Annotated in this window: 22 protein-coding genes; 11 read left to right on the forward strand and 11 right to left on the reverse strand. The window is 75.2% G+C overall.

Translation table 11 applies throughout. The features are described from left to right. Positions 1–191 precede the first annotated feature (191 nt). Positions 192–965 (reverse strand): SDR family NAD(P)-dependent oxidoreductase, encoded by a 774-nt coding sequence (locus ACIRS1_RS01205; RefSeq protein WP_360219664.1) that lies wholly within the window; start codon positions 963–965, stop codon positions 192–194. Positions 966–1,120: 155 nt separating this feature from the next. Between ACIRS1_RS01205 and ACIRS1_RS01210 the strand changes: the two genes are divergently transcribed. The 4 genes from ACIRS1_RS01210 to ACIRS1_RS01225 all read left to right on the forward strand — a co-directional run bounded on the left by ACIRS1_RS01210 (position 1,121) and on the right by ACIRS1_RS01225 (position 4,162). Beyond that, the gene (locus tag ACIRS1_RS01210) at positions 1,121–1,327 is read left to right on the forward strand and encodes a hypothetical protein (protein ID WP_360219667.1); all 207 of its coding nucleotides are present in this window, start codon (positions 1,121–1,123) and stop codon (positions 1,325–1,327) included. Positions 1,328–1,407: 80 nt separating this feature from the next. Continuing rightward, a complete protein-coding gene (locus tag ACIRS1_RS01215; protein WP_402835856.1) occupies positions 1,408–2,142 on the forward strand; it encodes a hypothetical protein in 735 nt (244 codons plus the stop codon). After that, positions 2,139–3,074, forward strand: coding sequence for a DUF6895 family protein (locus tag ACIRS1_RS01220; RefSeq protein ID WP_402835858.1), 936 nt, complete (start codon positions 2,139–2,141; stop codon positions 3,072–3,074). Before ACIRS1_RS01215 ends, ACIRS1_RS01220 begins: the two co-directional genes overlap by 4 nt. Continuing rightward, positions 3,071–4,162 (forward strand): serine hydrolase domain-containing protein, encoded by a 1,092-nt coding sequence (locus tag ACIRS1_RS01225; RefSeq protein WP_402835860.1) that lies wholly within the window; start codon positions 3,071–3,073, stop codon positions 4,160–4,162. Before ACIRS1_RS01220 ends, ACIRS1_RS01225 begins: the two co-directional genes overlap by 4 nt. Before the next feature lie 104 nt (positions 4,163–4,266). Here the strand turns inward: ACIRS1_RS01225 and ACIRS1_RS01230 are convergent, their stop codons facing one another. Further along, positions 4,267–4,929: a LysE family translocator gene (locus ACIRS1_RS01230; RefSeq protein WP_402835862.1), complete on the reverse strand. Its 663-nt coding sequence runs from the start codon at positions 4,927–4,929 to the stop codon at positions 4,267–4,269. Between the two features lie 147 nt (positions 4,930–5,076). On the opposite strand from ACIRS1_RS01230, the gene ACIRS1_RS01235 reads away from it, so the two are divergent. After that, positions 5,077–6,426 (forward strand): PLP-dependent aminotransferase family protein, encoded by a 1,350-nt coding sequence (locus ACIRS1_RS01235; protein ID WP_402835864.1) that lies wholly within the window; start codon positions 5,077–5,079, stop codon positions 6,424–6,426. A 107-nt stretch (positions 6,427–6,533) separates the two neighbouring features. Here the strand turns inward: ACIRS1_RS01235 and ACIRS1_RS01240 are convergent, their stop codons facing one another. Genes ACIRS1_RS01240 through ACIRS1_RS01250 form a run of 3 tightly spaced genes read right to left on the reverse strand, consistent with a single transcriptional unit; the run spans position 6,534 to position 10,092 of the window. Further along, on the reverse strand, positions 6,534–7,469 hold the full coding sequence (locus ACIRS1_RS01240) for an SDR family oxidoreductase (protein ID WP_402835866.1): 936 nt from the start codon (positions 7,467–7,469) through the stop codon (positions 6,534–6,536). Continuing rightward, a complete protein-coding gene (locus ACIRS1_RS01245) occupies positions 7,466–8,500 on the reverse strand; it encodes an alpha/beta fold hydrolase (protein ID WP_402835867.1) in 1,035 nt (344 codons plus the stop codon). Before ACIRS1_RS01245 ends, ACIRS1_RS01240 begins: the two co-directional genes overlap by 4 nt. After that, positions 8,497–10,092: a flavin-containing monooxygenase gene (locus ACIRS1_RS01250; RefSeq protein ID WP_402835869.1), complete on the reverse strand. Its 1,596-nt coding sequence runs from the start codon at positions 10,090–10,092 to the stop codon at positions 8,497–8,499. Before ACIRS1_RS01250 ends, ACIRS1_RS01245 begins: the two co-directional genes overlap by 4 nt. A 264-nt stretch (positions 10,093–10,356) precedes the next feature. On the opposite strand from ACIRS1_RS01250, the gene ACIRS1_RS01255 reads away from it, so the two are divergent. The 3 genes from ACIRS1_RS01255 (at position 10,357) to ACIRS1_RS01265 (ending at position 13,781) form a co-directional block, all read left to right on the forward strand. Then, positions 10,357–11,145, forward strand: a complete 789-nt coding sequence (locus ACIRS1_RS01255) for a MerR family transcriptional regulator (protein ID WP_402835871.1) — start codon at positions 10,357–10,359, stop codon at positions 11,143–11,145. Between the two features lie 59 nt (positions 11,146–11,204). Beyond that, the gene (locus tag ACIRS1_RS01260; RefSeq protein WP_402835873.1) at positions 11,205–12,206 is read left to right on the forward strand and encodes an ABC transporter substrate-binding protein; all 1,002 of its coding nucleotides are present in this window, start codon (positions 11,205–11,207) and stop codon (positions 12,204–12,206) included. Between the two features lie 324 nt (positions 12,207–12,530). Continuing rightward, the gene (locus ACIRS1_RS01265; RefSeq protein WP_402835875.1) at positions 12,531–13,781 is read left to right on the forward strand and encodes an MFS transporter; all 1,251 of its coding nucleotides are present in this window, start codon (positions 12,531–12,533) and stop codon (positions 13,779–13,781) included. Positions 13,782–14,018: 237 nt separating this feature from the next. Here ACIRS1_RS01265 and ACIRS1_RS01270 read toward each other — a convergent pair whose 3' ends face one another. From ACIRS1_RS01270 to ACIRS1_RS01295, 6 genes are all read right to left on the reverse strand, one after another. Beyond that, positions 14,019–15,674 (reverse strand): M4 family metallopeptidase, encoded by a 1,656-nt coding sequence (locus ACIRS1_RS01270; protein ID WP_402835877.1) that lies wholly within the window; start codon positions 15,672–15,674, stop codon positions 14,019–14,021. A gap of 649 nt (positions 15,675–16,323) precedes the next feature. After that, on the reverse strand, positions 16,324–18,555 hold the full coding sequence (locus ACIRS1_RS01275) for a serine/threonine-protein kinase (protein ID WP_402835879.1): 2,232 nt from the start codon (positions 18,553–18,555) through the stop codon (positions 16,324–16,326). A gap of 111 nt (positions 18,556–18,666) precedes the next feature. After that, entirely contained in the window at positions 18,667–19,485 is an 819-nt protein-coding gene (locus tag ACIRS1_RS01280; RefSeq protein WP_402835881.1) for an alpha/beta fold hydrolase, read from the reverse strand. Between the two features lie 680 nt (positions 19,486–20,165). Further along, complete coding sequence (locus tag ACIRS1_RS01285; RefSeq protein ID WP_387897180.1) at positions 20,166–20,924, reverse strand: dienelactone hydrolase family protein; 759 nt, start codon at positions 20,922–20,924, stop codon at positions 20,166–20,168. A 72-nt stretch (positions 20,925–20,996) separates the two neighbouring features. After that, positions 20,997–21,398 (reverse strand): VOC family protein, encoded by a 402-nt coding sequence (locus ACIRS1_RS01290; protein WP_360219712.1) that lies wholly within the window; start codon positions 21,396–21,398, stop codon positions 20,997–20,999. A gap of 106 nt (positions 21,399–21,504) precedes the next feature. Beyond that, positions 21,505–22,305 carry a (2Fe-2S)-binding protein gene (locus ACIRS1_RS01295; protein ID WP_402835883.1) on the reverse strand — a complete coding sequence of 267 codons (801 nt, stop codon included), beginning with the start codon at positions 22,303–22,305 and terminating at the stop codon, positions 21,505–21,507. Positions 22,306–22,547: 242 nt separating this feature from the next. On the opposite strand from ACIRS1_RS01295, the gene ACIRS1_RS01300 reads away from it, so the two are divergent. Genes ACIRS1_RS01300 through ACIRS1_RS01310 form a run of 3 tightly spaced genes read left to right on the forward strand, consistent with a single transcriptional unit; the run spans position 22,548 to position 25,377 of the window. Continuing rightward, positions 22,548–23,513, forward strand: a complete 966-nt coding sequence (locus ACIRS1_RS01300; protein WP_402836289.1) for a FecCD family ABC transporter permease — start codon at positions 22,548–22,550, stop codon at positions 23,511–23,513. Further along, complete coding sequence (locus ACIRS1_RS01305) at positions 23,510–24,544, forward strand: FecCD family ABC transporter permease (RefSeq protein ID WP_402835885.1); 1,035 nt, start codon at positions 23,510–23,512, stop codon at positions 24,542–24,544. The genes ACIRS1_RS01300 and ACIRS1_RS01305 overlap by 4 nt, the downstream gene beginning before the upstream one ends. Then, the gene (locus tag ACIRS1_RS01310) at positions 24,544–25,377 is read left to right on the forward strand and encodes an ABC transporter ATP-binding protein (protein WP_402835887.1); all 834 of its coding nucleotides are present in this window, start codon (positions 24,544–24,546) and stop codon (positions 25,375–25,377) included. Before ACIRS1_RS01305 ends, ACIRS1_RS01310 begins: the two co-directional genes overlap by 1 nt. The last annotated feature ends 15 nt before the right edge of the window (positions 25,378–25,392 follow it).

A 25,392-nucleotide genomic window follows, 5' to 3' on the forward strand; every position in this document is an offset into this window, starting at 1 on the left:
CGGGCGGCCGCCAGCATAGCGAGAATAGCTCATAGTTAGACAAGCTAATAGTGAGGGTTACTCTATTCCCGCGCGGCCGCGGTGCCCGGCCGCCGACCGCCGACCCCGACCGGGCCGCCGACCGACCCGACCGGGCGGTCGGCCGACCGGCCGCCCGGCGTCACGATCCGCCCGCCCGGTCGGCCGGCGCCTCAGTCCGTCCGGTAGGTGCGCGCCGCCTTCGAGGACACGCCGCCGAGCTTGCCCGGGGGCAGCATCCGCGCGACGGCGACCGCCACCTTGTAACGACGGCCCGGCACCGACAACGACCTGCCGCGCGCCAGGTCGCGCATCGCCTCGTCGACCACCCGCTCTGCCGAGAGCCAGGACCAGGCCGGGATGTTGCCGGTGCCCATGCCCGCCCGCTCGTGGAACTCGGTCCGGGTGAAGCCCGGGCACAGCGCCATCATCCGCACGCCCGTGCCACCGAGGTCGCGCAGCACGCCCTGGGTGAAGCTCACCACCCACGCCTTGCTCGCCCCGTAGGTGCCCCGCGGCAGGAAGGCCGCCACCGAGGCGACGTTGACGACCGCACCCCGGCCGCGCTCGCGCATCCCCGGCAGGGCTGCCGTGGTCAGCCGCAGCACCGCCTCGACGTGGACCTTCACCATGTCCAGCTCCGCCTGCAGCGGAACGGCCCCGAAGGCGCCCTTGTTGCCGAACCCGGCGTTGTTGATCAGCAGGTCCACCGGGCGCCCGGCGTCGCCCAGCCGGGCCTCGACGGCGGCGATGCCCTCGTCCGTCGCGAGGTCGGCGGTCAGCACCTCCACCTCGACGCCGTACTCGGCGTGCAGGTCGGAGCTCGCCCGCTCCAGACGCCCGGTGTCCCGGGCCACCAGGACGAGACGGTAGCCGCCGCGGGCGAGTCGGCGGGCGAAAGCGGCTCCGATGCCGGCGGTCGCGCCGGTGATCAAGGCAGTGGTCATGCCCCTGACCGTACCGACTCCCCGCAGCCGAGCCCACACCCAGGGCAACGTCCCTGCTCAGCGGACTGCGGATGCAGGCGATCGGTCGTGCTCGTAGTGTCGGACAGAGGCATCGCCCGAACGGGTGATGAAATCCAGGCGAGGAGGCACATCTGATGCTTACTCAGTTCCGCACGGAAACCGCTTCGGCGTCACCCAGCGCGACGCTCGCCGAGGCCGAGACACTCGCGAGCCTGATGGTGGAGGACGAGGCCGTCGTGTCCGACGCGCCCACGTACCTGCCGGAGGCCGCGGGTGCCGCCCTGCTGCTCGGCCTGCTCCTGGCATCGCCGAAGCCGCCGAAGGAGAAGCCGACCCGGTGACGCGGGCCGGCCACACCACCTGAAGGCCGGGCCGGCCCCGCGAACGGGCCGGCCCGCCCCACCAAGGAGGAACACCACCGATGCCATTCGCCGAGACCTCGCTCCGCGACGACTACGCCGCGGCGGTCGAGCGGGTGGCGGGCCGGACCCTCGACGCCCTCCGGGGCGGCGGGGGTGCGGCCGCACTCGTCGACCCCGACACCGCCGTACCCCGCCCGCTGCTGGCCGCCGTGCGACTGCTCGGCGCCGACCTCCTCTCCCCCCAGCTGCTCACCGGAGCCGAACCCGACGGCCCCGCCGCCGCCCTGCTGGCCGAGGCCCGCCGGGCGCTCCCGGCACCGGCACCCCCCTCCCGAGAGGCCGCGCTGGTGATCGGATGGCAGGACTGGGCCGCCGGACAGGTGCTCGCCCGCACACCCTACGGCGAGGCCGTACCACCGCCTGCCCCGCTGCCGGGCCCCGACGAGCTGGGCTGGCAGGCCTGGTCGGTGCGGATGGCGCAGCTGTCCGTCCTCGCCCTGCCCGGACTCGACGGCCCGGTGCACGACACCGCCCGGGCCCGGGTCCTGGCCCTCGCCCGCGGCACCGTCCGCTCGATGATGCGCCGCGACCTCACCACCGCCGCCCGGCTCGCCCGCTGGCTCGGCTGGGCCGCCGCCGAAGGCCGACCGCTGCCGCTCGACGTCGACCCCGTCCTGGACCGGATCCGGCTGGCCGGCGACGGGAGCGCCCGCACCGGGCTCGAACTCGCCGTCGCCCGCCTGCTGCTCGACCGCTCCCGGCCGTCGACCGCCGAAGGGAACCAGGCCCCATGACCGACACCCACGTCCTCTCCGTCGCCCAGCAGGTCGGCTCCCGCGCGATGACCTGGCTGCACGCCGCCCACCGCGACGGCCTCGGCCGGATCCCCGACAACACCGTCGTCGACCTCGCCACCCCCAACGACGCCTACAAGCCGCTCGGCGAGATCGCCCTGGTCGCCTCCGTCGTCCTGCGCGACGGCGTCGCCGGGCCCGCCGGCACCCGGGCCGCCCGGGAACTGCTCGACTACGCGTGGGAGGAGGTCCGCGAGGGCGACCTGCTGTACGAACGCCAGCTGCGCCACGTCACGATGAGCGACCCGCTGGAGCTCTACGGCCACTTCGCCCGGGCCGGCTACCGCCACCCCGCCCTGGAGGAGCTCCTCGAATCGATCAGCCGCCTGCGCGCGGCCCACGCCACCGAGATCCAGGCCAACCGGCGGCTCGCCGTCGCCAACGCCCGCCGGCTGGTGGGGCTCAGCCACCAGCCGGACTGGGACGCGCTCGCCGCCCGCACCTGGCTCGGCGCCACGCCTGAGCCCTGGGCCGTCGAATGGGAGATCGCCTACCAGATCACGCACACCGTCTTCCACCTCACCGACTGGGGCGCCCACCCGGACGGCCTGCCCGAGCCGATGCGCGACCACGTCCGCGACTGGCTCCCGGTCTGGCTCGACGTCTGGCTGGAGATCGGGCAGTGGGACCTCGCCCTCGAACTCCTCATCGTCGACGCCTGCATCGGCGAACCGGCCACCGGCCGACAGGGCTGGGACGCGCTGGCCGCCGTCCAGCACGACGACGGACTGGTGCCGCGCGAGGCCAACGAGGCGGTGAGCGCGGACCGCGACGAGTCCTTCCGGGAGCACCAGCACACCGCCGTGGTCGCGGTCCTGGCCGGCGACGTCACCCTGGCCCGGGCGCTGGGCACCGGCGCGGCAGCCGCGTGAACGCACTGGACACCGCGGTGGCGGCGGTGGTGCGGGCGGCCGAACCCCACGCCACCGCCGTCACGGTGGCCGTGGCGCGGGGAGAACGGCAGGAGGTGCGCTGCCACGGGCGGACCGGGCGCGGCCGGGCAGCGGCCTGCACACCGGACACCGTCTTCGAACTCGGCTCGGTGAGCAAGACGTTCACCGCCCTCCTGCTGGCCGAGATGGCGGCCCGCGGCGAACTCGCCCTGGACGACCCGCTGGAGCACCGGCTGCCGCCGAACTGGCCACCGGTGCCCAGCCGTTGCTCCCAACCCGTCCGGCTGCTGCACCTGGCCACCCACACCTCGGGCCTGCCCCGGCTGCCGCCCGGGCTCCTGGCGGCCGCCCTGCCCCGCTGGCGCAGCAACCCCTACGCGGCGTTCGGGGACGACGACCTGCGGACGGCGCTGGCCCGAACCGCCCCTCGACGCAGGCCCGGTGAGCACTACCGGTACTCCAACTACGGAGTCGGGCTGCTCGGGCGGGCACTCGCCGAGACGGGCCGCTCCCCGTACGGGACGCTGCTCGCGGAACGGATCTGCGGGCCGCTCGGACTGCGCGCCACCGGGTGCGCACCGGACGCGCCGGGGCGGGCGACCGGGCACCTGCGCGGCCGGGAACTACCGCCGTGGCACGCCCCCGGACTGCCGGGAGCGGCCGCGGTGCGGGCCAGCGGGGCCGATGTGCTGCGCTACCTGCGGGCCCACCTCGACGGCCTGAACGGCATGAACGGCCTGAGCGGCATGAACGGCCTGGACGGTCCGAACGGCCTGGACGCCGCGGTGGGGACCTCCCTGGGGGCCGCCCTGCGGGAGGTGCAGCGGCCGCGGCTTCGACTGCCGCGGTCGGGCGACGAGGTCTGCCTGGTGTGGAACCACCGCCGCTCGGGCGGACACGACCTGTACTTCCACGCGGGGGCGACCAGGGGCTTCACGGTGCTCGTCGGGTTCTCGCCGCAGACGGCGGCCGCGGTGGCGGCGCTGGCCAACACCGGGTCGACGCTCGGCTCGCACGTCGTCCAGGCCGGGTACGAGGTGCTGCGGGTGGCAGCCCGGACGGCGTAGGTCCGTCGGGCGGATCCCGGCGAGTCCGGCGGCTCCCGGCGGCGCGGCGGATCCCGGCGGATCCCGGCGGATCCCGCGGGCCCGCGGCTCCCCGGCCGGGGAGCCTAGGCCGCGACGGCCTTGGCGCGGTCGGCGGCGATGTGCACCGCCAGGCCGGCGAGGACGGTGCCCATCGCGTAGCGCTGGACGCGCAGCCAGGCCGGGCGGCGGTTGAGGAAGGCCGCGATGCCGCCCGCACTCATCGCGATCAGGCCGTTCACGGTCACCGCGATCGCGATCTGCGTCAGACCCAGCACCAGGCTCTGCAGGGCGACGTGGCCGCGTTCGGGGGCCACGAACTGGGGCAGCAGCGAGATGTACATGATGGCGATCTTGGGGTTGAGCAGGCAGGTCAGGAAGCCCATCGCGAACAGGCGCCGCGGCGGGTCCGGGGTCAGCTGCTGCGGGGCGAAGACGGCCGTACCGCCCGGCTTCACCGCCTTCCACGCCAGCCAGAGCAGGTAGCCGGCACCCGCCAGCTTGATCCCGGTGTAGAGGGCGGGCACCACCGAGAAGACCGCGGCCACGCCCGCCGTCACCGCGACGAGGTAGACCAGGAATCCGACCGCGACCCCGAGCAGCGAGATCAGCCCGGCGCGGCGGCCCTGCGCGATCGAGCGCGAGACCAGGTAGATCATGTTCGGCCCCGGCGACAGCACCATGCCCAGTGCCACGACGGCGATCCCGAGTACCGCGTGGCCGTCCACGGCCGATGTCAACGCGTCCATGCAGGGAGGCTAGGACGGGTCACCGGCTCGGTGCAATGATGACTTTGCGCTCGGTGCAATGGCGCCGGCGGAGCCGGCCCACGGCACCGGGACGAGCCGGGACGGCACCGGGACGGTACCGGGCGACAGTACGGAGGGACGACACCGATGGACGACTACCGCCTGATCGCCGACCGGGTCGCCGCCGACATCACCGACGGACGCCTGCGGCCCGGGCAGCAGCTGCCCACCCAACGCGCCTTCGCCCGCAGCCGGGGCATCGCCGCCTCGACGGCGGGACGCGTCTACCGGGAACTCGCCCGGCGCGGACTGACCGTCGGCGAGGTCGGGCGCGGCACCTTCGTCCGCGCCGGGCGGAGCACGGAGGACGGCCGCATCGCGCTCGCCGAACCGACCAGCGCACCCGTCGACCTGGAACTCAACTACCCCGTCACCCCCGGGCAGGCCGAACTGCTCGCCGGCGGACTCGCGCCGCTGCTGCGGCCGGACGCGCTCGGCGACGCCCTGCGGCCGGTCGGCGCGGCCGGCACGGACGCGGCCCGGCAGGCCTTCGCCGGCCTGCTCTCCGCCGGCTCCTGGCAGGCCGAGCCCGCGGACCTGCTGTTCGCGGGCAACGGACGGCAGGCCGCCGCGGGGGCGCTGTCCGCACTCGTGCCGCCCGGGCAGCGGCTGGGCGTGGAGGCGCTCACCTATCCGGTGGTCAAGGCCGTGGCGCAGCGACTGGGCATCCGCCTGGTGCCGCTGGCCGTGGACGAGGACGGGCTGCTGCCCGAGGCCGTCGCGGCCGCCCACCGCGCGGCTCCGCTGCGCGCCGTGTACGTGCAGCCCCGGCTGCAGAACCCGCTCGGTGCGAGCATGCCGCCCGCGCGGCTGGCGGCGCTCGCGGAGGAACTGCGACGGCTCGACCTGCCGGTGGTCGAGGACGCCGTCTGGTCGTTCCTGCGGCCGGACCTGACGCCGTTGGCCGCGTTGGCCCCAGAGCGCACCGTTCTCGTGGACAGCCTGTCCAAGCGGCTCGCGCCCGGGCTGACCAGCGGGTTCGCGCTCGCCCCCGGCGCGCTGCGCGAGCAGGTGGCGGGCGCGCTGCGGTCGGGCGGGTGGACGCCGAACGGGTTCGCGCTGGAGGCGGCGGTGCGCTGGATCGGGGACGGCACCCTGGCCGCGACCGAGGCCGCCAAGCGGGCCGACGCGGCGGACCGGCAGGCGCTGGCGCGCGAGGTGCTGGCGGGGCAGCGGGTGCGAGCCGACCCGTGCTCGTACTACCTGTGGTGGGAGCTGCCGGGGGCCTGGCGGGCGGAGGCCTTCGTGGCGGCGGCCGCGCGGGCCGGGATCTCGATCACACCCGCGGCGGCGTTCGCCGTGGACCCGCGCCGGTCACCGGCCGCGGTCCGGGTCGGGCTCGCCTCGCCGACCCTGCCGGTGCTGGCACGGGCCCTGGGGACGCTGGCGCGGATCGCGACGGCGGGGGCCGGAGGGGCGGGGGGCCGGGGCGGCTGACGGCTGACGGCTGACGGCTGACGGCTGACGGCTGACGGCTGACGGCTGACGGCGAACAGATAACAGCTGACAGATTTCAACATCTGTCAGCTGTTATCTGTTATCTGTTACTTGTCATCCGTCACCGGGGCGTCGGCGCCGCGCCCCGGGCCGCTGTGGCTCCGCCGGACCGCCGTGTCCGCCGCGCCCCCGGCGCCGACGGCGCGCAGCCGGGAGGCCGCGGTGGCCGCGAGCTGCGGGGCGAGCTTGGCGACGTCACGGGAGCCCACCGCCGCGATCAGGCTCGGCAGCACCCAGCGGACGGGCTGCATCCCGCGCAGCCAGGCCTGGGCGTAGACGTGGGCGGACCGGCGGGCGATGCCCGCGGCGATCCGCTCCACCGCCGGCTCCAGCGGGTACGTCTTGTTCGCCGGCCACGGCAGTCGGGTGCGCATCTGCCGCAGCACGGTGTCCTCGTCGGCCCCGCGCACCATGTCCGTGTCGGTCCAACTCAGGTACCCCACACCGACCTTGACCCCCTGGTGGGCGACCTCGGCGCGGAGCGAGTGGGCGAAGGCCTCCACCCCGGACTTGCTGGCGCAGTACGCGCTCATCAGCGGCGCGGGCGTCAGCGCGGCCAGCGAGGCGATCTGCAGCAGGTAGCCCCGGCTCTCGGTCAGTGCGGGCAGGAAGGCCCGGGCGGTGGCGACGCTGCCGAGCAGGTTCACCTCGATCACCCGGGTGAAGGCGCGGTGGTCGCTGTCCGCGAGCGGCCCGCCGATGGCGATGCCGGCGTTGGCGACCACGGTGTCGATCCGGCCGTGGTGCTCCTTGATCCGGCGGGCGGCGTCGGTCAGCGCGTCGAGGTCGGTGACGTCGACCTCCCAGCTGGTCGCGCCGGGCCCGCACTGCGCCGCGACGGCCTTGAGCTCCTCGGGTTCCAGGCCGAGGAGGGCGACGGTGGCTCCGCGCCGCGCGAGCGTGCGGGCCAGCGAGGCGCCGACCCCGCGGGCGGCTCCGGTGATGACGACGACCTGTGCGGACAGCGGCGGAACGGCGTTCATGCGACGGCGGTCCTCTCGGTGGCGGGGCCGGCAGGGGTTTCGGCGGACACGGTGGGCTCGGCGGTGGGCGCTGCGGTGGGCTCGACGGCGGGCTCGGCGGCGGGCTCGGTAGCCGGCTTACCGGACAGGTACGCGGCGGCCAGCCGGTGGATCTCGGCGGCGACCTCCACCGGCCGCTCCAGCGGGGCCATGTGACCGACCCCCGGCAGCAGCAACAGCCCCTGTGGGTCGGCGAGTTCGGCGACCATCCGGTGCGCGTGCACGGGCGGGGTCAGCCGGTCGGCGGTGCCGACCACGACCGCCGTCGGCACGGTGAGCCGGGCGAGCCCGGCGTGGACGTCCAGCCGGTCGAGGACGCCGGCCCAGTGGACGCGCACGCCCGTCGGGCAGGCGTGCACGATCCGCGCCGTCGCCTCGACCTGCCCGGCCGCCGAACCCGGCCCCATGGTGGCGTACTTGAGCGCGGCGCGGCTGACGGACGTGACCGGCCCGAGCGGCAGCCGGGAGCGCAGCAGCTGCCGGTGCAGGAAGCGGCGCAGCCACGGCGGGCGCACCCCACCCGGCAGGACGGTGAGCCGGTCCACCAGCTCGGACGGCCCGGTGGAGATCAGGACGGCGACGGCGGTGCGCTCGGCGACCCCGGGGCGCCCGCCGGCGGCCATGATGGTCATCCCGCCCATGCTGTGCCCGGCGAGCACGGCCCGCTCCCCCGCCGGTACGGTCCGGGCGAGCACGGCGGCGAGGTCCTCGGCGAGCGCGCGGGTGGAGTAGCGGGCCCGGCTCGGCGGGATCTCGCTCCGCCCGTGGCCGCGCTGGTCGTACGCCACCACCCGGTACCGGTCGGCGAGTCGGCGGATCACCGGGGCCCAGAAGGCGGTCGAGCAGGTCCAGCCGTGGGCGAGCACCACGGTCGGCGCCCCGGGCTGGCCGTGCACCTCGACGTGCAGCCTGATGCCGTCGGCCGAGCGCACGCTCAACTCCTCGACGGGCGTGGGCGGGACGTACTCGGCGGGCAGACGGACGGCGCTCATGCGGACACCTCCTGGACGGCGGGGGCGGTGGTCGGTGCGGTGCGCATGATCAGTTCGTACTCGCCGAGGTCGACTCTTCGGGTGGCACGGCGGAACGCGGTGGTGGAGCCGGGCCAGAGCACGGTGTTCCGGCCGTTCGGGTCGAGGTACCAGCTGCGGCAGCCGCCGGTCGTCCAGACGGTGCGGTCCATACGGTGCTGGAGTTCGAGGTTCCACTGGCGCTGGGCGCGGACGGTGGGCTGCATCGCGGTGGCGCCGACGGTGTCGAGGGTGGTGAGCGCGTCGATCAGGTAGTTCAGCTGGGACTCGATCATCAGGATCATCGAGCTGTTCCCGAGGCCGGTGTTGGGGCCGATCACGAAGAAGAGGTTCGGGAAGCCGTGCACGGTCGAGCCGCGCAGGGCCTCCATGCCGCCCTTCCACTGCTCGGCCAGACTGGTGCCGTCGGCGCCGAACACCCGGGCGCCGATGGGCATGTCGGTGACGTGGAAGCCGGTGCCGAAGACGATGGCGTCCACCTCGTGCTCGGTGCCGTCGGCGGCGACCAGGGTGGAGCCGCGCAGTTCGCGCAGGCCCGAGGCGACCACCTCGGTGTTGGCGGCGGCGAGCGCGGGGTAGTAGGTGTTGCTGAGCAGGATGCGCTTGCAGCCGATGCGGTAGTCGGGGGTGAGCTTGGCGCGCAGGGCCGGGTCGGCGACGCCCTGGGCGAGGTGGCGTTCGGCAAACTGCTGGACCACCTTCAGCATGCCCGGGCGGCGGACGAAGGCGTCGACCTGGAGCTCGCGGAGCGCGAACAGGGTGCCGCGACGGATCCTGCCGGTGACGGGCAGGCGGTCGTGCAACCACTTCTCGAGCTGGCTGATCTCGCGGTCCCGGCGCGGCAGGACCCAGGCGGGGGTGCGCTGGAAGACCGTCAGCTTCCCGACCTCCGGCTGGATCGACGGGATGATCTGGGCGGCGGAGGCGCCGGTGCCGACGATGGCGACCCGCTTGCCGGCCAGGTCGTAGTCGTGGTCCCAGCGGGAGGAGTGGAACACCTTGCCGGGGAAGGAGGCGAGCCCGGGCAGGTCGGGGATCTGCGGGTCGGCGAGCGGTCCGGCCGCGGACACCACGGCGTCGGCGGTCCACTGGCCGGCCGAGGTGGTGATCCGCCAGCGGGTCCGCTCCGCCTCCCAGCGCGCCTCCAGCACCTCGGCCCCGAAGCGCAGGTGGGGGCGGAGGCCGAAGACGGTGGCGACCTTCTCCAGGTAGGCGCGGATGTCGGGCTGGCCGGAGAAGCTGCGCGGCCATTCGGGGTTGGGCGCGAAGGAGAAGGAGTAGAGGTGCGAGGGCACGTCGCAGGCGCAGCCCGGGTAGCTGTTGTCGCGCCAGGTGCCGCCGACCGAGTCCGCGCGTTCCAGGACGACGAAGTCGGTGATGCCGGCACGGCGCAGCCGTACCGCCGCGCCGAGGCCGCCGAACCCGGAGCCGATCACCGCCACCCGCACGTGCGGGGCGGCCTCTCCCACCGGGACGGCCTCGCCCACCGGGGCGGCCTCCTCCGCCGGGGCGCCGGACGCGCCGGAGCGGGGGCGCTTGCTGCTGGATGCCATGCGGCCTCCTCCTGAGGGTGGGCGGTGATCTTCGGGCTGCCTGACGGGTGCCGCCCATCATGTGCGGGCGGCACCGCCGGTGCCACTCATCACGTGCGAGCGGCGCCGTCGGGGCCGCGGTGGTGCTGCCTCCCGGGGGCCGGCCCCGGGACCCTGCCAATCGCGCCAGTAATCACTGGCACGATTGGCAGGGTAGCCCTTGCTGACACCGGATGGAAGAAGCGCGACCATCCTGATTCGGGAACCGCCCGAGGCGACGGACCTATGCTGATCGCCGTGGACAAGGTCAGAGCTGCTGCCGACGACAAAAAGCGCGAGTACCGCGTGGAGGAACTGGCCGAGGCGGCCGGCATCACCACCCGGACCCTGCGCTTCTACCGCGAGCGCAAACTCCTCCAGCCTCCCCGCAAGGAGGGCCGGATCGCCTGGTACGGCGAGGAGCACCTCGCCCGGCTGCGGATGATCGGCGAACTGCTGGAGCGCGGCCACACCCTGGGCGGCATCGCCGAGCTGATCGGCGCCGGCGAGAGCGGGCGGGACGTCGCCGAGCTGATCGGGCTGGAGGCCGCGATCGTCGCACCCTGGTCGGACGAGACTCCGGTGCGCCTGGACTGGGACGAACTGAGCGCCGTCTTCGGGGACCAGCTCACCGAGGAGAACACCGCCGAGTCGATCTCCCAGGGCTTCATCTCGGTCGACGACGACGGGATCACCCACGTCAGCCGACGGCTGATGGACGCCACCACCGCGCTGGTCGCCGAGGGCGTGCCGCTCTCGGCCGTCCTGGACGCCAGCAGGCGCACCCAGGAGCACGTGGACGCCATCGCGGAGGTCTTCGTCGACCTGGTCGGCGAGCACCTGCTCGGCGCCCTGGCCGGCGACGCCCCGCTGCCGCCCGGCGAGGCCGCGCGGCTCACCGAACGCATAGTGCGGGTCCGGCCGCTGGCCCGTACGGTCGTCGACGCCCAGTTCGCCCTGGCGATGGACCGCCGCGTGCAGGCCGACTACGACGACCTGCTGCGCCAGCGGCGCGAGACCGACCCCGACGCATGACCACCCCGACGGACGGGCAGGAATTCCCGCGCCCCGCACGCCCGTTGGAGGATCCGCCGATGCCCCGACCGCTCAGCCGCCGCACCGCACTCGGCCTCGCCGCCCGGCTCGCCCCGGGCCTCGTGCTCGGTCCCGCGCTCACCGGCTGCGGGGCGGACCAGCCCTCCCCGGGCACCGGCGCGTCCGCCCCGGGGGGCGGCCCTTCCGGCGGCGCCGGCTCCCGCACCGTCCGGCACGCCCGCGGCGAGACCCGGGTACCCGCCAGGGCGGCCCGGGTAGTGGTGCTGGACACCGACGCACTGGACTCGGCGGTCACCCTCGGCCTCACCCCCGTCGGCGCGACCACCGTCTCCGCGGGCGCGCCCTTCCCCGGCTACCTGCCCGCCGACCGGCTGGCGGGGACGAAGGCCGTCGGAGCCATCGGCCAGCCCAGCCTGGAGGCGATCGCCGCGCTGCGGCCGGACCTCATCCTGAGCAACCAGGTCCGCGACGACCAGCGGTACGACGAACTGTCGAAGATCGCGCCGACGGTGCTCTCCAAGACCACCGGGCCGACCTGGAAGGAGAACGTCCGGCTGCACGCCGAGGCGCTGGGGCGGCAGGGCGAGGCCGAGGCGGCCGACGCGGCGTACCGGACCAAGGCCCGGGACCTCGTCACCGCGCTCGGCGGCCCGGCCCGGGCCGCCGCCACCCGGGTCGCGATGGCCCGCTTCCTGGCCGGTGCACCGACCAGGCTCTACCTCAACGACACCTTCGTCGGCTCGCTGTTCAAGGACCTCGGGCTCGGCCGCCCCGCCAACCAGGACAAGCCCGGGTTCTCCGTCGAGATCAGCCCCGAACAGGTCGACCAGGCGGCGGCCGACGCCATCTTCTACTCGGTCTACGGGGACGCGGCCAAGTCCGACCAGGGCAGGATCACCGAGGGAGCGCTCTGGAAGAACCTGGACGCCGTCCGCAACGGCCGGGTGTTCCGCGTGGACGACAACCTGTGGATGCTCGGCATCGGCTACACCGGCGCCGGCCTGATCCTGGACCAGATCCGGGCGGACCTCACCGGCTGACGACCGACCACCGACCACCGACGGCTGACGGCTGACGGCTGACGGCTGACGGCGCACAGAACAGGATTGACGACGAGTCAGGCCCGTCGGCCGACCCGCCGCCGGGCCGCCGGACTGTCGGAAGCCACCGGCGCGGGGCGACCGCGTTGTCCACTCCTCCAACCCCTCCCCCGCCCACACCCCGACTGCACTGGGTGATCGGACGGTTACCCGGCCGCACCGGCCGCCCCTACCGTCGAGGCTCACCCGCAGGTCGCAGTCGCCTGACCGGGCCGACGACGGGAGGCGGGCGCCCGCGTCGGCTCCGTTTGGGGTCGTGCGCCGATGTCCGTGTCCATGGTCGTCAAGTTCCGAACAGCCGCCCGACTGACCGGCGGCCGGGTGCTGCTGTGGTCGCTGCTCGGCCGGCTGCCGAACGCGATGAGCCCGATCGGCACCCTGCTGCTGGTCAGCCGGAACACCGGCAGCGTGTGGTGCGGCTCCCTGGTGGCCGGGGCGCTGGCGGGCGGGCAGGCCGTCGGCGGCCCGCTGGTGGGCCGTCTCGCCGACCGGCGCGGGCAACGGACGGTCGGGCTGGTCGCCGCACTGGTGAACGCCACCGCGCTGGTCGCCCTGGTGGCGGCCTCGGAGGACGGGCTGGCCCTCGGCTGGCAGGTCGCGGCGGCGGCGCTGATCGGCCTGTCCGTCCCGCTGGTGGGCCCGCTGTCCCGCAGCCGGTGGGTCCGACTGGCCGCCGGGGAGCCGGAGTTGACTTCCACCATGCTGTCGCTGGACGGAATCGTGGACGAGATCGGCTTCACCGCCGGGCCCGCGCTGGTCGGCGTGCTCGCCACCGCCGTCTCCCCCTCGGTCGGGCTGCTCACGGCCGCCGCCCTGTCCGGCGTCTGCGCCACCCTGTTCGCACTGCACCCGACCGCCTCCCCGGGCGTCCCCAAGTCCCCGGCGGGGACGGGCGAGCGGCTGCTGAGCACCCCGTACGTCCTACTGCTGGCCGGGATGGCGCTGCTCGGCGCGTGCTTCGGCTCCGTGCAGGTCGGGGTGACGGCCACGACCGAGGCCCTCGGCCGGGCGGGCGCCGCCGGGCTGCTCTACGGCTTCATCGGCTGCACCAGCTCCGTGGCCGGGATCGCCACGGCCGCCCTCCCCGCCCGGTGGGGGCTGCCGTCCCGGCTGCGGGCCGGCACGGTGCTGCTGTTCACCGCCTCCTGCGTCCTGCTGGTCTCCGGCGGCGGACTGTGGACGCTGACCGCGGCCGTCGGCCTGCTCGGGGTGGCGGTGGCCCCGCAGATGATCACGATGTTCGGCCTGGTGGAGCGGACGGTCCCGGCCGCCCGGCTGGGCGAGGCGATGGCCGTGCTGGTCAGCGCGCTGATCCTGGCCCAGTCGGCCGGCACCTTCCTGGGCGGCTGGGCCACCACGCACTTCTCGCCCGCCGCGCCGTTCGCCGTGACCGCCGCCGCGGCCGCCACCGCCCTGCTGCTGGCCGCCTGCACCGCGACGGAGCGCCGCTACCGCCGCCGCGAACCGAGCGCCCCGGCCACACCGGACCCGGTCGGTGAACCGGTGGGCCGGTGAACCGGTAGGTCGGTGAACCGGTAGGTCGGTGAACCGGTAGGTCGGTGAACCGGTAGGTCGGTGAACCGGTAGGTCGGTGAACCGGTAGGTCGATGAGCACCGGAGGGCGACGGCGGGGGCGACGGTGAGCGCACGACGGCGGGGGTGACGGTGGTCCGCACACCGTCACCCCCGCCGTTCCGTCCTGCCGGCCGGCACCCACGGCCGGCAGGACCGTCGGTCAGGCCGCCACCGGCCTCAGTTGACGTTCACCGCCGTCCAGGCGGCGGCGACGGCGTTGCACTCGGCACTGTCGGCGCCGTACAGGTCCGAGGCCGCGCTGAGGGTGCCCGCCCGGGCGCCCGCGTAGTCGGTGGTGGAGGTGAAGTAGACGGTCAGGGCGCGGTACCAGATCTGCGCGGCCTTGTCCCGGCCGATGCCGCTGAGCGTCGAGCCGTCGGAGGTCGGGCTGTTGTAGTCGAACCCGTTGATGCTCTTCGCGCCGCTGCCCTCGGACAGCAGGTAGAAGAAGTGGTTCGCCACGCCGGACGAGAAGTGCACGTCCAGGTTGCCGACGTCGGCGGACCAGGAGTCCGCGGACTGGCCGTCCTTGCTGGGCTGGTCCATGTAGCGCAGCGGGCTGCCGTCGCCGCGCAGGTTGACCAGCTCGCCGATCTGGTAGTTCGGCGGGTTGGAGGGCAGGTTGGCGTACCACTCGACCATCGTGCCCATGATGTCGGAGGTGGCCTCGTTCAGGCCTCCGGACTCCCCGGAGTAGTTGAGGTTCGCGGTGGCGGCGGTGACGCCGTGGCTCATCTCGTGCCCGGCGACGTCGATCTCGGTGAGCGGGTGGGTGTCGCCGCTGCCGTCCCCGTACGTCATGCAGAAGCAGTCGTCGCTCCAGAACGCGTTGACGTAGTTGGAGCCGTAGTGCACGCGGCTGGCGGCGCCGACGCCGTCGTTGCGGATGCCGTTGCGGCCGAAGGCGCTCTTGTAGAAGTCCCAGGTCGTGGCGGCACCGAACTGGGCGTCCACGGCGGCGGACTCGCGGTTGCCGGCGGTGCCGTCGCCGAAGGAGTTGGACGTGTTGGCGAACGGGGAGCCGCTGCCCGTGGTCCCGTTGTTCATGTCGCTGGTGGACTGGCCGCCGCGGGAGTCGTCCTTCAGCGAGTAGCTCGACCCCTCCTGCGCGGTGGTGAGCGGCACCTGGCCGACGAAGACGCCGGTGCCAGTGCCGGCGGCGGTCTGCACCTTCTCGTGGGTGGACAGGACCTTGCCGCTGGCGGCGTCGGTGACGAGGACCTGGCTGCTCGGGGTGCCGTCGGCGCGCACGCCCTCGACCGTGGTGCGGTAGGCCAGGCGCGGGTTGCCGTCGCTCGCCCAGACCACCAGCTCGGCCTTGCCGGTCTGGTGCACGGCGCTCAGCGGGGACTCGTCCTTGTCGGCGGCCACGCCGACGGTGGCCTGGACCGCGCCGGTGGCCTGCGCGGCCGCCTGGTCGGCCGGGATCTGCGGGGTGAGGCTCGGCAGGCTCAGCTGCGCGGCGACGGCCTTGTTCACCGCCTTCACCGAGCCGTCGGCCTTCTGGTGGACGACCAGGTCGCCGCCGAGCACCGGCAGGCCGGCGTAGGTGCGCTCGAAGCGCAGGTGGCGGGTGCCGTCCTTGTCCACGACGGCGTCCTTGGCGACGAGCCGTTCCTGCGCGCCCAGGGCGAGGGCGCCGGTGAGCGGGCCGGACTGGTCGCCGGCCAGCGCCAGCACGGCCGCGTGCTGCCGGGCGGCCTGGGCGGCACGGGCTTCCCCGGCCTGGCCGACGGGGGCGGGGCTGGCCTGGGCGGCGGTGCTCACCTGGATCACACCGGTCAGGAGGGCCGTGGCCGAGAGAACGGCGACGGCCGCGAGCTTACGCTTCACGTACGAGTCCTTCCGGGAAACCGCGGCTGGCCGCGGTCACGCCGCGTCCCGGGGGCCGGGGTCGGCACCTGTGGGGGCGGAACGGGCGCTGACGTGCTGAAACCCCGGGCGTTCGAGCGGCGGGCCACCGAGGGGTGGGAGTGGGGGCCGGCGCCGGGGTTGAGAAGAAGCATGACGATGCACCAGATGAATTGACAGGTCTGCTTCAGGAATTGGCCAGGTCCCGCCAGCCCGGACCGCCTTCCACGGGGTAGGCAAAACAGGGCAATTCGACCCACCCCGACAGCAGTTCCCATCCGAACCATCACCGCCGACCTGCACCGATGCGCGGCCGGCGGCCGAACGCCCTCCGGGTCGACCGCCCCGAGTGGCCGCACATCGACTTTTACACCGCTGTAGAACTTCCCATACGGAATCTTGACATCCGGTTGGCGAGGTCCCGCCACCGGCCACCCTTGCCCTCGGCCGCCGCGACTGCTAGCCCCGGCTGCTCGCGTGTTCGCCCGACTCCGGTGCGCAGTCGGCGAGTTGAACGCGAAGGCCACCCGGCGGGCGGCCCGACGGACGGCTGTCGACGCACCGTCAGCTTCGCGTGGCGCTGCGTGAAGTGCACCAGACGACAAGGTGGTTGGCGGAAACGGCGGAGCCGTTACTGGAAGCGCCACTCCTGGGCGGCGTTGCCCGGCGTGCAGGCGACCATGGTGACCGGGCTGCCCGGGCCGTTGTTGGTCATGCAGACCTGGTTCTGGAAGTCGGCCAGGGTGTAGGAGCCCTGGGCCGTGCCGTTGCGCACCGTCCAGTTGGTCAGGAAGCTGAAGCCGCCGTTCAGCACCACCTTGCCGTCCGTGGTCTGGACGAGCTGCGGGCCGCCGCTGTTGCAGGCGTTGAACAGGATCCAGGCCCCGGGGTTGGTCGCCCGCACCCAGCCGTACTGGGAGGCGCCGCCGACCACGACCGGGTTGTCGCCGCCGCTGAGCGAGTCGCGGGACAGTCCGATGGGGCGGCCGTCCTGCACGCTGACGATGGTCGTCCAGCTGGTGCCGCCGCAGGACGCGGGGCGGGCCGGGGTCTGCGGCGCGGGCGGGTTGCCGCCACCCGACGGGGAGCCCCCGCCGGCCGGTGAACCGCCCCCGGCCGGGGACCCGCCACCGGCGGCGGCGCCACCGGCCGCGTTCTGGGCGGGCGGCTGCGGGTTGGGGTTGGCCGGCTGGTTGGGCGTGCCGCCGCCCGCGCCACCGTTCTGGCCGCCCGAGGCTCCGCCCCCGGACTGCGTACCGCCCGAGGCGGCTCCTCCGGAGGCGGACCCGCCGGCTGCCGCGCCGCCGCCCGCACCGGCTCCGCTGCCACGGCCCGCCGAGGTGCCGCTGCCGGCCTGCCCGGGCGCGGGGGCGGGCACCGGCGCGCCCTGCTGGTTCGGGGCGCCCGCCGACGGGTCGGCCGCGGGGGTCACCGCCGGGGTGTCGGACGGGGTCGGGGTGTCGGACGGGGTCGGGGTGGCGGGCGTCGTGGTGGCGGCGGCCGTGGGGGTCTCGGTACCCGCCGCGGGCGCCGCCGGCGCCGTCACGACCACGGTGGCCTGGGCGGCGGGCGGCACGGCCGCGTCCGAGCGGCCGGGCCCGCGGTCGACCAGCAGGACGGTGGCGGTGCCCAGCGAGATCACCACGGGAATGACGACCGGCACCAGCAGTGCCCGCCGCGAGCGGCGCCGGACCGGCTCGGTGACCGCCTGCGGCTCCACCTTCGCGACCTCGTCCGGTGCGGGGCGGTCGGCGGCTCCGCCGGCGGGCGCCGCGCCGTCCGCGGCCTTCTCCTCCGGTGCGCCTGCGGCGGCACCAGGGGCACCGGCGGCACCTCCGGGAGCAGCTCCCCTGAGGTCGATCGTCCCGCTGTCCGCCCGGGCGCCGGCGCCGTTCGCGCCCTCGGCACCCGCCCCGCCGGCACCTACCCCGCCGCCACCCGCCCCGCCGGCCGCGGCCCGCGCCGCTGCCGCCATCTCGGCGGCGTCGGCGTAACGGTCCTCGGGCTTCTTCGCCAGCGCCCTCGCGACCAGCTCCCGGACCGCCGCCGGGAAGGTCTCCGGCAGGTCCGGGGCCGGCTGCCGGACGTGCTTGAGGGCGACCTCCAGCACCCCCTCACCCGTGAACGGCGGCCGCCCGGTGAGCAGTTCGTAGCAGACCACGCCGATCGAGTAGAGGTCGGCGGCCGGGCCGGTCCCCAGGCCCTCGGCCTGCTCGGGGGCCATGTAGAGCGCCGTCCCGACGATCGCGTGCGAGGCGGTGATCTTGGTGCTGGCGATCGCCCGGGCGATCCCGAAGTCCGTGATGGTCACCCGGCCGTCGGCGCGCAGCATCAGGTTGGACGGCTTGAGGTCGCGGTGCACGATCTCGCGGAGGTGCGCGGCGTGCAGTCCGTCCAGGGCGGCCGCGACCAGGCCGAGCGCGCGGCCGGGCGCCATCGGGCCCTCCTCGGCGAGCACCCGGTCCACCGGCCGCCCGTCGATCAGCTCCATGACGATGTAGGCGCAGCGCTCCTCACCGCCGCCGTCCCCGCCGCCGCCGTCTCCGTCCCCGCCGCCGTCAGCCCCGTCGGCCCCGCCGTCGTCACCGGAGCCGCCCGCCGCGCCCGCCGGGCGCCCGCCGGTCTCGCCGTAGTCGTGCACGTCCACGACCGCCGGATGGTCGATCGCGGCGACGAGCTGGGCCTCCCGCCGGAAGCGCTGGATGAAGGTGTCGTCCTCGAACAGCGCCGAGTGCAGGATCTTGACGGCGACGGGGCGTGCCAGCACCGTGTCCTCGGCCCGCCAGACGGTGCCCATGCCCCCGCCGCCGATCCGCTCGACCAGCGTGTAGCGCCCGCCGAGCACGGCACCCGGACCCCTCATACCGCTTCCCCCATGTGTCATGACCCTCCCCAGCGGGCCGTTCGGCCCCCAGTGTGCCAGAGGGGGCCGAAGGCCCAGCAGGGGCCGTCCGAAGGGCGGTTGGGGTCCGGATCAGGCGTTCCGGGCCTGTCGGGCGTGCTCGACGACCTCCAGGACGGCGGCGACGACGGCCTCCGGCTGGTCGGTGTGGACGGCGTGGCCGGCTCCCCTGACCACGATGTGCGAGCCCCGGACGGCCCCCTCCGCGATCCTCGACTGCAGGATGGTCCAGCGCTCGCGCAGTGCCCTGGGCAGCCCGTCGCTCGCGCTCAGCACCGTCACCGGCACGTCGGGCAGCCGTCCGGCGGAGCGCCTGCTGCGGAGCTCGGGGACGGCGAGGGCGGCCAGTCGGTTCTCGTCGAGCGCGGCGCGCCACTGGTGGCGGCGGGCGACCTTGACCGCCACAGTCCCGGCCGCCGTCCCGCTCCCCACGCCGCCGGCCCCGTGCGCCGCACCCGTGACGCCGGGGGCACCGGGCGCCAGCGCCTCCCGGATCAGCCCGAGGCTCAGCAGGACGGCATCGGCGGTGCGGACGGCCGGCGGCTGGAACTCCTCGTGGGACGGGTCCACCAGGACCAGTCCGGCGACCAGCTCGGGCTGCTGCCAGGCCAGGAGTTGGGCCAGCAGGCCGCCCCAACCGTGCCCGACCAGGACGGCCGGTCCGGCGTCCAGGTGCTCCACCAGGGCGGCCAGGTCACCGACCGGGGTCTCCAGGGTCGGGCCGGCGGACCGCTCCGGGTCGCTCGCGCCGAGCCCGGCCCGGTCGTAGGCCACCACCCGGCTGTGCGCGGCGAGTTCGGGCAGCACCGGCGCCCAGGTCTGCGCCGGGCTGCCGCAGTCCGCGAGCAGGACCACCGGCGGGCCGCCGAGCCCCGCCTCGGACCATCGCAACGCCCTTCCGGAGCGGTCGAGTTCGCCCCGGCGAACCCCTCCGGGGACGCGTTCGCCGAGCGCCTCCCGGCCCGCGGCTCCCCCCGCCCGCGGGCGCGGCGCCGTCCGTCCGCCGTTCCGGGTGGTCCGTGCGTCGATTCTGTTCAGCGTGTTGCGCATGTGCGTTTCCCCCTGGGTACTGTCCGCGCCCCGGCTCGGGTGCCGGGTGTCGCGGGTTCTCCTGCAAACCGCGGCGGTCGTGGCCGCGGACGCCTCCACCGGCGGCCCGGCCCCGGGCCGCCGGTCGTCCATCGGGCCCGGTCGTTCATCGGGCCCCGACCGTCCATCGGGCTCCGACCGTCCGTCAGGCGCCGGGCCGTGGAGGCAGACAGGCCTCAGACCCTGGCCTCCCGGCGACACGGCAGCCCGAATCCTTCGTGTCCGTCAGGTGACCTCCCGGCGAAGAGCGGGCGCCCTCCGGCGCCGGCGTCCGGCGCTCCCGGTCCTGCACCCGGCCCCTCGCCGCCCCGTCCCGCCCCGTCAAGCCCTGCCCCCGTCCCGCCCTGTCGCGACCCATCCCGCCCCCTGGCCGTCCGGCCCGTGATCCACCCCGTCATCAGCCCCGTCATCGGCCCCCGGCAGGCCTCGGGCCCGTGTCACCGCCCGCCCGCCCCCGTACGCGCGGGCCGGCTCAGGGCGGCTCAGGCCTGCAGCGTCCGCTTCAGCAGGTCGAGCAGCGCGTCCCAGTGCCGTGCGTCCCCGGCCGCGTCGTAACGGGTGGTGTCGGCCTGGGTGTAGCCGTGCAGGGCGCCCGGGTAGACCTCCGCCCGGTGCCGGACGCCGGCCGCGGTGAGGGCCTCGGCGAGCCTGGTCATCTGCTCGGCGGGCATCGACCCGTCCTGGTCGGCGTGGCCGAAGTACAGCTCGGCGGTGATCCGGTGGGCCCCGAGGTGCGGGCTGTCCGGTGCCGGGGTGGCGAGGTTGCCGCCGTGGAACCCGGCCGCGGCCGCGACCCGCTCCGGGTGGCTGGCGGCCGTCCGCAGGGCGAGCACGGCGCCGCGGCAGTAGCCGGTGAGGCCGACCGGGCCGTCCTGGACGAGCGGGGAGTCGGCCAGCCACCGCAGGTACGCGTCGGCGTCGCGGGTGGTCGCCTCGGGGGTGAGCGTGGCGAGCAGCGGGATGAGCCGGTCGAAGACCGACGGGTCGCCGTCCGGGTCGATGAGCTCCGGCAGGTCGACGACGGGCGCCCGGCCCTGCCGGTAGTAGCAGTTGGGGACCAGCACGGTGTAGCCGGCGGCGGCGAGGCGGTCGGCCGTCCGGCGCAGGTGGGGCCGCAGTCCGAAGGCGTCCATGTAGAGGATGACGCCGGGGTGGGCCCGGCCGTCGTCGGGGTGGGCGAGGTAGGCGTCGGCGGTGCCGTCCGCCGTCGGGACGTCCACGGTGGTTCCGCGCGTGCTCATGGTGAGGGGCCTCCTTCGGTCCGCGCGGAAGGGTAGCCGTTCGGGCCCGGCCGAGCACGGCAATTTCCCGGCTCAGGCTCCCCAGCCGCGCGAGCAGAGCACCAGGCGGTAGCCGTCCGGGTCGGCCACCGTGACGCCGAACTCCTCCCAGTACGGGTTGTGGGCGGGCACCCGGGTGCCGCCGGCCGCCTCCAGCCGGGCGACCAGGGCGTCGTCCACCGGCGCGCCGAGGTAGACCACGAACAGGTCGTCGACCGTCGGGGTGGGCTCCAGCGGGTGCTCCGGATCGTGGGTGAGCTCGAAGTGCCAGGCGCCCCCGGGCGGTCCGACCATGAGCAGGTCGTGCTCGCCGGACACCCGCTCGGTGGTGCGCCACAGCACGTCGAGGCCGAGACCGCCCACGTAGAAGTGCTCGGCCGCCCGGAGGTCCCGCGAGGGGCGGGCGATCCGGACCCGTGTCGTCGCATCGATCATGCTCGTGACCCTAGCCGATGCCACTGACACCGGAGCGGCCCCGCCGGGTCGCCTCCGGCCGGCCGGAGGCGACCCGGCCGCCCCCGCCCGCTCCCCGGACGTGCCGTCAGAACCTGCGCAGCCGTTCCTCGTCACCGGTGCGCGGGCAGGTCAGGCAGGCGGTGGCGGCGGGCCCGACGGCGTAGTAGAGGCAGCAGCCGAGCCGGGTGCGGGTGTGGTGGCCGCGCCCGTCGGGGGTGTGCAGCCGGCGGAAGTCGGCGGCGCCGGGCAGCGGGAGGGTGCCGCCGGGCAGCAGCGCCCCGGCGGCCGCGACGGCGGCGTCCTCGTCGCCGAGCATCCGGCCGAGGTACCAGACGGCGGAGGCGAGGTCGTCCGTCACCATGCCCCACAGGGCGCGGCCCCGGCGGCGGGTGGGGGCGGCGAAGGCCGCGAGCAGCGGTTCGAGGTGGCCGACGACGGCGGCCCGCAGCTCGGCGCGCAGCTCGTCGTCTCCGGGGAGCTCGACGTGGCCCCGCGGACGCAGGGCGAGGTCGCCGGTGGGGGCGTGCAGCCACAGGTCGGAAGGGTCGATGACGGGGACCCGCCGGGAGAGGTGCCAGGGGCCGGCGATGAGCAGGCAGACCGACCAGGCGTAGTGGTGCAGCAGCCGGGACGCGGTGACGTGGGGCCGGGGGACGCGGCCGTGTTCGGCGGCGATGCGCTCCTCCGCGCCGGCCAGCACGGCGGCCAGGGCCCGTTCGTCGTCGGCGATCCGGGGCGCGCCGTACCAGCCGTCGGCGGCCTCGGGCGCCGGGTCCGCGGCGTCGAGCAGACGCAGGCTCAGCACCGGGCAGAGGCCGAGCAGCCTCCGGTAGTCACCGAGCAGCGCGGACGCCGGTGCGACGGGCAGGGGTGGTCCCGGGATCATCTTCGCTCCCTAGATCGACTCCACATGATCGAATAAGGTGAGGCTCACCTTACAATGTCGCGGATGGCATGCCATCTCGGGCCGTGCCCTCGTGCCGGTCCGCGGTCGAACGGGCGGCGGGCGGGCGCCCGAGATTGACGAACTTAGGCAAACCTAACCTAAGATGTCGACTCGTGTTGAGAACCGACCCGACGGCCGCCACGGCCCCGGCGACGCCCCGGTCCTCGGCGGTCCGGCGGCCCCTGCTGCTGATCGCCGGAGCGGGCGCGCTCGTGCTGTGCGCCGCGCTGAGCCTCGCGCTCGGCTCCCGATCCATCCCGCTGTCCACCGTCGTGGACGCGCTGACCGGAGCCGCCCACGGCGGCGACGCCGACGTCGTGACGGGCCTTCGGCTGCCCCGCACGGTGATCGGGCTGGCCGTCGGAGCCGCGCTCGGCGTCGCCGGGGCCGTCGCCCAGGGCGTCACCCGCAACCCGCTGGCCTCCCCCGTCACCCTCGGGATCAACGCCGGCGCCGGCCTCGCCGTCGTCGCCGCGATCTACGCGCTGGGCCTCGCCCGGCCCGTCCAGTACGTCTGGTTCGCCTTCGCCGGAGCCGCCGTCGCCGCCGTCGCCGCGTACGCGATGTCCCGCCGCGGCGGGGACCTCGACCCCGTCCGGCTCGCCCTCGGCGGCACCGTGCTCACCGTGGTGCTCACCTCCTGGACCTCCGCCCTGATGCTGGCCAGTCACCGCACCCTGGACGAGGCCCGGTTCTGGCTGGCCGGCTCGATCGCCGGGCGGCAGCTCGACGCCCTCCTGCCGGTGCTGCCGTTCCTGGCCGTCGGCCTGCTGGGCGCCCTGGGCATCTCCCCCGCGCTCAACGCCCTCGCCCTCGGCGACGAGACCGCCCAGTCGCTGGGCGTGCCGGTCGCCCGGATCCGGCTCGCCGGCGGGCTCGCCGTCGTGCTGCTCGCCGGCAGCGCCGTCGCCGTCGCCGGACCGGTCGCCTTCATCGGCCTGGCCGCGCCGCACCTGGTCCGCCCGCTGCTCGGCAACGACCACCGCTGGCTGCTGCCCGGCTGCCTGATCACCGGTCCGCTGCTGCTGCTCACCGCCGACGTGCTCGGCCGGCTCGTGGTGCGCCCCTCCGAGATCGAGGTCGGCATCGTGACCGCCTTCCTCGGGGCCCCGCTGCTCGCGGTGCTCGCCCGGAAGGTGGCCCGGTGACCGCGCTCGCCCTGCCCGTCCGCACCCTCGCCCGGCGCCGGGCCCGCACCGCCGCCTGGTCGGCCCTGGCCGCCGTCCTGCTGGTCCTGCTCACCGGCGTCGCGCTGGGCACCGGACGGCTGAGCATCTCCGCCTGGGACGCGCTGCGCGCCCTCGTCGGACAGGGCGACCCCGGAAACGTGCTGGTGGTGCGGCAGTTCCGCGCACCGCGCGTGGTGTCGGCGCTCATCGCGGGCGCCGCACTGGCGATGGCCGGCTCCATGCTGCAGCGGCTCTTCCGCAACCCGCTCGCCTCCCCCGACACCATCGGCGTCACCGGCGGAGCCTCCTTCGGCGCCGTCCTGATGATCGCCACGGGCGCCTCCCAGCAGCTGATCCCGCTGGCCGCGCTCGGCGGCGGGCTGCTCGCGGCCCTGCTGCTCGGCGGCTTCGCCTGGAAGTCCCGGATGGCCGTCACCCGCCTGGTGCTGGTCGGCCTGGCGGTCCAGCAGGGCCTGGCCGCCGCCGTGAACCTGATGATCGTCCGGTTCCCGGCCGAACTGGCCTCCTCCGCGATGCAGTGGACCACCGGCTCGCTCTACGGCCGCAACTGGACCGAGGTGTGGATCGGCGGCACGGCCATCGCCCTCACCGCCGGCGCCGTGCTGCTCTGCCAGCGCCGGGTCGCCGTCCTCGACCTCGGCGACGACTCCGCCGGCGGGCTCGGCCTCGACCCCGGGCGCGACCGTCTCCTCCTGCTGCTGCTCGGCATCACCCTCGCCTCGCTGGCCGCCGCCCTCACCGGCCCGGTCGCCTTCGTCGCGCTCGCCGTGCCGCACCTCGTCCGACTGCTCGCCGGTCCCCCCACCCTCGGCACCCTCGGGCTCACCGCGCTCACCGGCGCCGTCCTGCTGCTCGGCGCCGACCTCCTCGTGCTCCACGTGATCCCCGTCCACGGCCTGCCGGTCGGTGCCGTCACCGCCACCCTCGGCGCGCCCTGGCTCCTGGCGCTGATGATCCGCCAGGGCCGGCTCCCCGTGAGGAACAGCTGATGACCACGGCCCCCACCGTCGACCCCACCGCCAACCGGCTCGCCGCCCACGGCCTCCACCTGCGCTACGGCGACCGCACCGTCGTCGACGGACTCGACCTCGAACTGCCCGGCGGCGCCGTCACCGCGATCGTCGGACCGAACGCCTGCGGCAAGTCCACCCTGCTGCGCGGACTGGTCCGCCTGCTCGGCCCGGCCGCCGGCACCGTCACCCTGGACGGCTCCGACATCCACCGGATGCCCGCCCGGGCGCTCGCCAAGCGGATGGGCCTGCTCCCGCAGCAGCCGGTCACCCCCGAGGCGATCACCGTCGAGGCACTCGTCCGACTGGGCCGCTACCCGCACCAGCGGATGCTCAGCCCGTGGTCCGCGGCCGACCAGGAGGCCGTCGAGGAGGCGCTGCGGCGCACCGGCACCGCCGAACTGCGCGACCAGCAGGTCGACCGGCTCTCCGGCGGGCAACGCCAGCGCGCCTGGATCGCGCTCGCGCTCGCCCAGGACACCGAGCTGCTGCTGCTCGACGAGCCGACCACCTTCCTCGACCTCCGCCACCAGCTCGACGTCCTCGACCTGGTGGCCGACCTGCACGCCGAGGCCGGCCGCACCGTCGTCATGGTGCTGCACGACCTCGGACAGGCCGCCCGGTACGCCGACCACCTGGTGGTGCTCAAGGACGGCCGGCTGGCCGCCGCCGGCGCGCCCTCCGAGGTGCTCACCGCCGAGCTGGTCGAGGCCGTCTTCCAGGTGCCCTGCCGGGTGGTGCCCGACCCGGAGACCGGCACGCCGCTGGTCGTCCCCCGGGCCCGGACCCGCGCCGGAGCCGCCGCCGGCTGACGGCCGCGCCCGGAC

Origin of the sequence: Kitasatospora sp. NPDC101176 (assembly GCF_044768035.1) — a bacterium.
GTDB lineage: Bacteria > Actinomycetota > Actinomycetes > Streptomycetales > Streptomycetaceae > Kitasatospora.